Genomic DNA, 8,876 nt, shown 5'->3' on the forward strand with positions numbered 1-8,876 from the left:
GCGTAGTGGCGCACATACTCCAGCGTGACGCGGTCAATGCCGGTCGGAATGGTCCCGACCGCGCGCCGGAACACCAGGCGCATCACGTCTATGAGGATGCCCGGGGCGCTCACCGCGCGTCGCGCAGCCAGGGCTTTCGCACGCGGCAGGTCTCGCCGAGCGAGAAATCCGGCCGCAGGTAGCTCAGGTTCGGGTTGTAGCAGGGGTCGTGGCGCATGCGGGCGCGCCAGCGCGTGCGCATGTAGCGGATCTCGCGCGCCACGCGCAGCTTCGCCCTCACCGTGACGTCGCGGCCGCGCGTGGCCGACTCGTGATGGATCAGCTCCGCGTGCGGCGTGAACACCACCCGGTATCCGGCTTCCTGCGCGCGCAGGCAGTAATCCACGTCGTTGAACGTGACCGGGAGCCGGCGCGTGTTCAGCCCGCCGAGGGCGCGGTACAGCCGCGTCCATGTCAGCAGGCAGGCGGCGGTCACCGCGGAGTACTCCTGCGCAAGCAGGGCGCGGCCGCAGTAGCCGGGTTCGTCGCGGCCAAGCCCGGCATGCAGGTGGTTGGCGCAGCCGCCGGGTCCGACCGTGACGCCTGCGTGCTGCACGCGGCCGTCCGGGTAGTAGAGCTTCGCGCCGACGACGCCCACTCCGGGCCGCAGGAGATATCCCGCCATTTCCTCCAGCCAGTCAGGCGAGATCACTTCGGTGTCGTCGTTCAGCAGGCAGAGCATGTCGCCCCCGGCCTGGCGCACGGCGAAATTGTTGATCGCGGAGTAGTTGAACCGCCGGTCGAAGCGCAGCACGCGCACACGCGGGCGCCGCGCCAGCTCCGCGAGATAATCGAGCGTTGCCGAATCGCGGCTGCCGTTATCCACGACGATCAGCTCGTAGTCCGGGTAGGTCGTACGCGCCAGCACGCTCTCGATGCAGGGCCGCAGCAGCGCGAGCGCGTCCCGCGTCGGCACGATGATGCTCACGCGCGGCGCAGGCTCCGGCAGCGCATACCGCGCCCGGTGTGCGCCGCCCGCCGCCGGCTCGACGCGCACGGCGAGTCCCTGCCGCCGGAAGCGGGCCTCCAGAGCGCGAATGCGCCAGTCGGCGAGCCCCGCGGGCTCCTCGGCCCCGCACCGGTGAAGAAGGATCGCCGGCACATGCGCGACCCGATCCCCGTACGCGTCCGTCACGCGAAGCAGAAGATCGTAGCTTCCGAACCGGCAGCACTCGGGAGTCAGGCCGCCCGCGCGGTGCGCCGCGTCGGCGCGCACGATCGCCGCCGCGCCGATGTAGTCGGCCGACTCGAAGTGCACCGGCGACCAGTCCGGCTTGAAACGCGGATCCGACCGCTTGCCGCCGGCATCAATGCGGTCGTCGTCCGAGTACAGGACGACCGCATCAGGCTGCTCCTCGATCTCGCGCGCGAACCAGTACAGCGAATGCGGGCGCAACCGGTCTCCTGCCCTGATGAGCATCAACCACTCCGCGCGTCCGGCCGAGGCAAGGGACGCATTGAAGGCGCGGAGCCAATCTTCGAGTTCGCCGCCGGCTTGCACCACGATGCACTCGCATCCGGCATAGAGCTGGTCTCGCGCCGATTCGAGCGTCCGCGCGAGGACCTGTTCCTCCGCTCCGGTCGCAAGCACCACGATCCGGAAGCGCGGCCGATTCTTCAGGCGCACGATGTCGGCGCGGATCGCGCGCACGTCGCGCGGGCGCAGCGTGTCGAACGCCCCGATCCAGTCGGCGTACTGTCGCGCGGGGTCCCGTACGCGAAAATCCGTCGCCGTGCGATACGCTCCGGGCAGGTCGCGCAGCGCGCGCCGCAGCGTCAAGTCCGCGCGGGCGCGCAGCTCCTCGGGCAGCGCCGCCCGCACGCGCAGGACGCGGTATCCCATCCGCAGCATGCGCTCGAACCGCCCGACCCGGCGCAGCGTAAGCCGCGCGCCATTGCCCTGCGCCCCCGCAGGCGGGCGCCAGAACAGCTCGACGACGTCGTCGGGCAGCCGGATCAGTTCATGCACCGTTCCCGCCAGCGTGACGAAAAGGGGAATTTCGAAAGGCCGACCGAGATCGGCGCGGCGGCGCACCACCAGCGTGGCGAAGGTGTACGGCGCCTGCGGCCCGAGCCGGGCATCCACGCGCACCCAGCCGCGCGGAGCATTGCGCCCCGCCGGATCGAAGCTGCACGGATTTTCCGAGACGACGAGAGTGCGCGAATCCACGGGCCGAAGTCTACTGTCCCGGCGCACGCCGGGTCTCCAGGCGAAACCGCGCGCTCCCGATCGCACGGCGGTTGCCGTCGGTGTCCACGGCGACCGCCTCGACAAGGTGCGCGCAGGGCGTCAGGCCGGCCGCCGGAATCGTCCCGGCGAATCCGGGGCGCTCGCACCCCGCATAGCCCGGCCACTCGCGGCACACATCGCTCCTCGCCCGGTCGGGAGCGAGAACCGCAAACCTCTTTCCGTCCAGAAGCAGCTCCACCCGGCTCACCCCGACATTGTCAAGCGCCCATCCGGCGACTGGAATTTCCGGACCCGAGACGACCTCATCGGGCGCCGGACGCTCCAGGGCACCAAACGGCGGCAGGCTTCGCTCCAGCCGCTCGGCAAGCTTTGCGATCGTCGCCGCGCTGCCGAGCATCAGATACGAGCGCGCGCGCACCACTCCGCGGGGCGCAAGGCCGAAGCGGAACACCGCCCGCACGTTGTTGAACACGCCCGGCTTCTGCCATCCCTGCCACTGCCGGAGCCGGTTCTCGGCGAGCAGGCCGACACCGTAGTCGAGTGCCGCATTCTGGTACGCGACCCAGCCGCGCGGCGAATCGAACCGCCTCGCGAAAAAGCCGTCGTTCGCCGGCCGGTCAATGGGCACACGCCGACCCTCCGAATCGAGGAGAACGTGCAGGTTTGGCGCCCCGCCCGCACCATTGGCCACGTACAGCGTCGGAAACTCCTGCGCGGTTGCCGCCCGTGCCTCGTCCGCGAGATTGACCGCCTCCAGTTCCAGTTCCACCACCAGATCGCCGACGAAGCGCAGCCGCTCGCGAAACCGCACATCCGCTTCGAGCGCGCGCGCATCGGCGCGCGCACACGCGCTGCTCGCGCACGTCGCCTCGCGCCAGTCGGGATTCCAGTGTAGCGGCGCGACCTCGACTTCGAGCGCGCCGTCCGCCGCCTGTACTGCGGTCACGCGTGAACCGACGTTGCACTTGTTGCCGCCCTGCACAGGGTTCCAGCCCAGAAAGGAGATGCTGTCCGGGCATCGCGCCGCAGAGCCCGTCCGGCAGCTCGCGTCGTGCGCGCATCCCTGCCGGACGCGGTCCGGATCGTAGAGCGCCATCTGCACCTCGCGGCCGGTATCGCCGGCGTCAATCACGTTGGTGGCCGGCGCCCCGGCGGCAAGTCCGAAGAACACGATGGCCCCGCCCCACTCGCGCCGCGCGGAGATTTTCACCCGCCCGCCCGGCCCCCAGAGCGTGTCGTCGGTGAATCCGGCCTCGCGGCTGACCGTGTACCTGCCGCTGCCCGGCGCGGTCGGCAGCAGATGGCGGTCCGGCGCACCCTGTGGCGGCACATCCGTGCAGGCGGGCGCTGCGCCTGCCGCTCCGGCGGCGAGGAGAATGCTCAGCGCGACGATGCGCGCTGCGTGGAGCGGATTCGCAGGCGACATGGATGCCCGCGATTCTGCAATTCCCGCGGACCCAAAAGAAAGGGGGCGGCAATGCCGCCCCCTTTCCCGACGACCGACGTTATTCGCGACCCGCCTTACTTTTTCTTCGCGGCACGCTGGGCTTGCAGCCACGCGTCCCGTTCGGCGATCGTCACTTTGCCGTCCTTGTTCGCATCCATGGCGTCGAAGTTCTTGCGGATGTTCGGGAAACCTTTCACCGCCGCAAGCTCGTCCTTGGACAGGCCCCCGTCACCGTTCTTGTCGGCTGCCTTAAACGTAGCCTCCCACTTCGCGCGTGCCTCCGCCTTTTGCTCCGCCGTCTTCGTGGGTGCGGGGGTCGTCGCCGGCGCCTGACCAAAGGCTATTGAAGCGGATGTGGCAAGCGCGATGGCCGCCGCCAGTGCTAACGCGTCGTTTCGTTTCAGCATTTTCGATCTCCTGTAAAGTGCGGTCCATATGAAACCGGCAGAGGAAAGTAACGCGCCACGTTCGCTTTGGTTGACGGAGATGCCCTCTTTTTACCGGTCGGCGGCCGACGACAACTATGTTGACCGGTCGGGCGCTGCCGACGGGTACGCTCGGGTGAGAGGGCTTATAGTGCTTTCTCGAACAAGGACGACCGGGGCACCCGGTGCCCCGCAAGGGCATATCGGATCATCAAGCGATCCAGTACGAGGAGTGACGCGAGCAGTTCAAGCACGAAGCGGCGACGTTGCTCTCAAGGGGAACCCAAATTTCCCTGGGTGTGGGAACCGAAAATTCCCCACCCGGTTCATGCGGTGGCCTCTTCGGAGCGGACGAGGCCGGCGGAACTTGTCAACAGGTTTGAGACACTGACTGGTGTGCATTTACTGTATCTCCCCGTTTCCGCCAGCCGGTTCGGCGGGTTGATCCAGACCGCCCTCGGTGGCTCGGCCGTCTGAGGCGCCCCATGTACGAACCGCTCGGGATTTTTGGCGTAGGCCGCCGCAAGGATTTCGCGACGCCGCGCCAGCACGGCGGCGGTTTGGCCGAAATGCACCATCGCCGGGGTGAGCAGCGCCAGCCCTGAGTGGTAATGCTCGTTGTTGTACCAGTCGAAGAACCCGCAGCAGAAGCTGCGCGCGTCCTCGATGCACCCGAACCGATCCGGAAACTCCGGCCGGTACTTCAGGGTCTTGAATTGGGCTTCCGAGAACGGGTTGTCGTTCGAGACGTGGGGCCGGGGATGGAGTCGACCCGTTTCCGTGGACGGTTTAGCGCTTGGGTCACAAGCGGTTATCCACAGGACGCGCGCCGGGCGCCTCGAACGCTACCGGGCGCGCGGCCCTGTGGGTAACCGCGCGCTCATGTTGCATTGAATGACGCAGCTCGAACTCGATCGGCGAGATTCTGCCAAGGCCCGAGTGACGCCGCGTCGGGTTGTACCAGCCTTCGATGAACTCGAAGATCGCCATCCTTGCTTCGGCCTTCGTGGCAAAGCGCCGGCGATCAAGGAGTTCGCATTCGAGCGTCGCGAAGAAGCTCTCGCACATGGCGTTGTCGTAGGCATCGCCCGCCGATCCCATGGAGGGCCGGATTTTCGCCGCCTTGCAGCGCAGCCCGAACTCGATCGAGGTGTACTGCGTGCCGTGATCAGAATGGTGAACGACTCCTTTGGCTTTACGTTGCCCCAGTGCCATGTTGAGCGCGGCAAGGACCAGTTCCGTCCTCAGGTGCTCGGCCATCGCCCAACCGACGATTCTGCGGCTCGAGGCATCGAGCACGACCGCCAGGAACAGGAACCCCGCCCGGGTTGGATTGGAGGTGATGTCGGCGACCCGGAGCCGGTTCGGGGCATCGGCGCTGAACTCCCGCTGCACCAGACCGGCCGCCGGTGTGGCATCGGCGTTCCGCGTCGTCTCGTGATCACGAACTTACGGCGGCATGCACCGCGAAGGCCCTCCCGCCTACATGAGCCGGGCGATGCGCTTCTTACCCACCCGGATGCCTTCATCGCGCAGGTCCTCCAGGATATTGGGCGCACCGTAGGCACCCTTGGAGCGCGCATGGTGGTGCCGGATGCGCGCCGTCAATTGCGCATCCCGGATCGCGCGCGCCGACGGCTCGCGCTTGACCCACGCGTCGTAGCCGCTCGGGGAGACTGCAAACACGCGACACATCGTCCTCACCGGAAACTCGACCTGGTGCGCCGTCACGAACCGGAAGACTTCTTCGGTGTCGTGTCGGCCCCCGTGCGAACCAGGCCGTGGCCTTTGCCAGGATCTCGCGCCCCAGCTTCACCTGGCGCAGCTCACGGCGCAGCTTCACCAGCTCTTCGCGTTCCAGGCTCGTCAGCACATCGCGGCGCTTGCCACCGTCGGCCTCGGCGCGCTTGACCCAGTTGCGGATCGTCTGCGCCGAGGGCTCGAACTCCTTCGCCAGCTCCTCCGGGCTGCCGCCGGCCCAGACCAACTCAATCAGTTTCTGCCGAAACTCAGGCAGCTATGCAATGCGACTGCGGGCCATCGTGGACCTCCCTTTCGACCAACATTGGAAAGTGTCCACGAAAGCGGGTCAACTCCAGGTAAAAAAACGGGGGATTACACTCACTCGTGAATAGCGCACGTCTCATGATTCACATTCGGGAAGTCGAAGAAGGCCTTGCCAGCGGGCGTTAAATCGCCACTTGCGTTGACCAGCTTCGCCATGACGACTTCTCCGCGCGCGTCAGCGCTGTAAGTCGTCCACCAAGAAAACCGCTCTATTCGACTGAGGGTCACGAATAGCATCAGCGAACCAGCACGCCAACGCGAATCATTCTTTTGTCCGGTCATTCGCAAACATGTGTCCGTACTGCTCCTGACTGGTTCGGTTCGCTCGAACTCATGATTGCAATTCGTTTCGGTTACCCAAATTGGCCTCGCTGCGAGAAAGCGGCCCCACTCTACGTCACCATATTTTTGCAGCAGAGACCCCAACTCCCGGTCAAAGTGCTGCAGGCGTGAGGAGAATTCCCTTACCCAAGTAGCATCTTGGCAATGGTATGAATGAATTGACAAGCGTCCTATAGATTCCGGATCACACAAGGGCTCGTCGTGGCAGGCCTTAAGAAAATCCGCAAACCAACGCTTAGCCTTTCGATGAACTGCAACGGTGGGTGACACGAGTGTAAGGTTCAGCGCCTTGGCGACAGGCTGTACATATTGGCCCCACATCCAAGCTGCTTCGCGCGGGGACAGATTAGACTGATTGCTCCCCCAAGGTTCATTGAAACCAAGGAGATATCGTGGCTTGACTCTGAGCCTGGAAATTACTGTCGACAGTACGGCGCGAATTTCGTCGGCTCCTCCCTTGCATAGAGGCCCATAGGCAGGAAGCTGCCGCCGAAATTCGGGTCTTGGCTTCACTGCCTGCTCTGGTGCACCTTCCCGTCGTGCGCTGCCATCCGGCCCCGGCAAATCGCACTTGGTGCCGTCCTCGCGCACCACAGTGCCCCCCCAGAGCATCGGTACGAACTCTACGCCAACACGGTTAGCCCAGTCGTAGAATCCGCGCGGGTGGAGACTATATGTGTAGAACCATGAAAATTTCCCCTCCATGGAGCGCAGCATCGCTTCTTCGACTTCGCGCGAGATGATAATTCCCCGTTTAGCGTTAGCTTGCTCCGCTAGCCGAAGACGTGCAGCCGGTTCCAGCTCGCGTATGCTTTGGATTTCACCGGCGTATGCTGCTTCCGCTACCGCCAGTATCAATGCGAGCAAGGCGACCCTGCGAGGCATCTCGTTAGAGCTATGGTGAAATCTGGGCCCTAGGCTACGTTTGAAGACGCCAGTTCGAGTGTCTTTCTCATGGGTTGCGACTCCGTCGCGGAATCTCGCCCCTTCAATCACTTTGGCCAGCCAGTGAAAGCCGCGCGGCCGCTTCCAGATGCCGCTGGCGCTGATGCCCAGCTTGAGGATCATGGCAAGCATCCCCCGCGCGTCCGGTACCCTTGGGCGCGAGAGCTATTGTCAAATCTGGTGGAGTTGCCCTGTTTCAGTGGACGGTTAAGTGTTGTGCTCACAAGCGGTTATCCACAGGCACGCGCGCGGGTGCTTCTATCGCAAACGAGTGTGCGGGCCTGTGGGTAAGCGTGCGCTCAGACTTCAAGGAATGGCGCCGCCTCGGGTTGTACCAGCCTTCGATGAACTCGAATGGCGCCATGCGCACTTTGGCTTTCGTCGCAAAGCGCCGGCGCGCGAGCAACTCGCATTCGAGCGTCGCAAAGAAGCTCTCGCACATGGCGTTGTCGTAGGCATCGCTCACCGTGCCCATCGAGAGCCGAACGCCGGCCTCCTTGCAACGAAGTCCGAAGCCAATCGACGTGTCCTGCGTGCCCTGGTCGCAGTGGTGCACGAGGCCGCGTGCACGGCGCTGGCCAATCGCCCTGTTGAGTGCCGCGAGCACCAGATCGGTCTTGAGATGCCCGGCCATCGCCCAGCCGAGGATTCTGCGGCTAAAGGCATCGAGGACTACGGCCAGGCACAGAAAGCCAGCCCACGTCGGGATGTAGGTTATATCGGCGACCCAGAGTCGATCCGGACCCTCGGCACCGAAGCGCCGCTCTACCTGATCCAGCGCCGGCCGTGCCTCGGCATCGCGCTGCGTGGTCACGACCCATTTGCGACGGCTGATCCCTTCGAGCCCTTGCGCCTTCATGAGCCGTGCGACACGCTTGCCACCGACGCGCTCGCCTTCGTTGACAAGCTCGGTATGGATTCTCGGCCTGCCGTAGGTGCCTCAAAGAGCCCGCGTGGATTGCCCGAATGCGGGCTCTGAGCTTCATGTCCTCGATCGCGCGGGCCGAAGGCGCGCGCTCTTGCCACGCGTAAAAGCCCGCTCGGAGAGACGCCGAACACGCGGCACATCGCTCTTGTCGGAAACATGGCCTGGTGCGCCGCTACGAATCCGAAGAGTTCTTGGGTTTCGTATCGGCCTCCCGCCCGAACCAGGCCGTGGCCTTTGCCAAGATCTCGCGCTCGACGCTGCTCAGCATATCCTTTCGTTTGCCCTCGTTCGCCTCGGCCTGCGCCACCCAGTCGCGAATGGTCTGCTCCGAGGGCTCGAATTGCTCAGCGAGCTCCGCAGGGCTGCGGCCAGCGCGCACGAGATCCACGATCTTCTGTCGACATTCAGGCGGCTACGGGACTGTTCTTGCTTTCGGCATCGGACTCCCTTCCTTTCCAAAGGATGAAGTGTCCACGAAAGCGGGTCGACTCC

At 65.1% G+C, this 8,876-nt stretch carries 4 protein-coding genes and 3 pseudogenes; all 7 read right to left on the minus strand.

What is annotated here, in order from left to right; all coding sequences use genetic code 11:
* Window positions 1-109 precede the first annotated feature (109 nt).
* Window positions 110-2,209 carry a glycosyltransferase family 2 protein gene (locus VNM24_12700; GenBank protein HWQ39440.1) on the minus strand — a complete coding sequence of 700 codons (2,100 nt, stop codon included), beginning with the start codon at window positions 2,207-2,209 and terminating at the stop codon, window positions 110-112.
* Between the two features lie 10 nt (window positions 2,210-2,219).
* Window positions 2,220-3,656, minus strand: coding sequence for a hypothetical protein (locus tag VNM24_12705; GenBank protein HWQ39441.1), 1,437 nt, complete (start codon window positions 3,654-3,656; stop codon window positions 2,220-2,222).
* 95 nt (window positions 3,657-3,751) lie between these two features.
* The gene (locus VNM24_12710) at window positions 3,752-4,084 is read right to left on the minus strand and encodes a hypothetical protein (protein HWQ39442.1); all 333 of its coding nucleotides are present in this window, start codon (window positions 4,082-4,084) and stop codon (window positions 3,752-3,754) included.
* A 506-nt stretch (window positions 4,085-4,590) separates the two neighbouring features.
* Window positions 4,591-4,872, minus strand: a pseudogene (locus VNM24_12715) (integrase core domain-containing protein).
* Between the two features lie 31 nt (window positions 4,873-4,903).
* A pseudogene (locus VNM24_12720) lies at window positions 4,904-6,119 on the minus strand (IS3 family transposase).
* 104 nt (window positions 6,120-6,223) lie between these two features.
* Window positions 6,224-7,579, minus strand: coding sequence for a glycosyl hydrolase (locus VNM24_12725; protein ID HWQ39443.1), 1,356 nt, complete (start codon window positions 7,577-7,579; stop codon window positions 6,224-6,226).
* A 97-nt stretch (window positions 7,580-7,676) separates the two neighbouring features.
* Window positions 7,677-8,775, minus strand: a pseudogene (locus VNM24_12730) (IS3 family transposase).
* Window positions 8,776-8,876: the final 101 nt, after the last annotated feature.

The sequence above is a fragment of the Burkholderiales bacterium genome, from assembly GCA_035560005.1.
In the GTDB taxonomy this organism is placed as follows: domain Bacteria; phylum Pseudomonadota; class Gammaproteobacteria; order Burkholderiales; family Eutrophovitaceae; genus DASRFY01.

Coding starts and splice junctions, on each gene's coding strand:
- VNM24_12705 (HWQ39441.1), bottom strand. CDS start 3,656: ATGTCGCCTGCGAATCCGCTCCACGCAGCGCGCATCGTCGCGCTGAGC.
- VNM24_12710 (HWQ39442.1), bottom strand. CDS start 4,084: ATGCTGAAACGAAACGACGCGTTAGCACTGGCGGCGGCCATCGCGCTT.
- VNM24_12725 (HWQ39443.1), bottom strand. CDS start 7,579: ATGATCCTCAAGCTGGGCATCAGCGCCAGCGGCATCTGGAAGCGGCCG.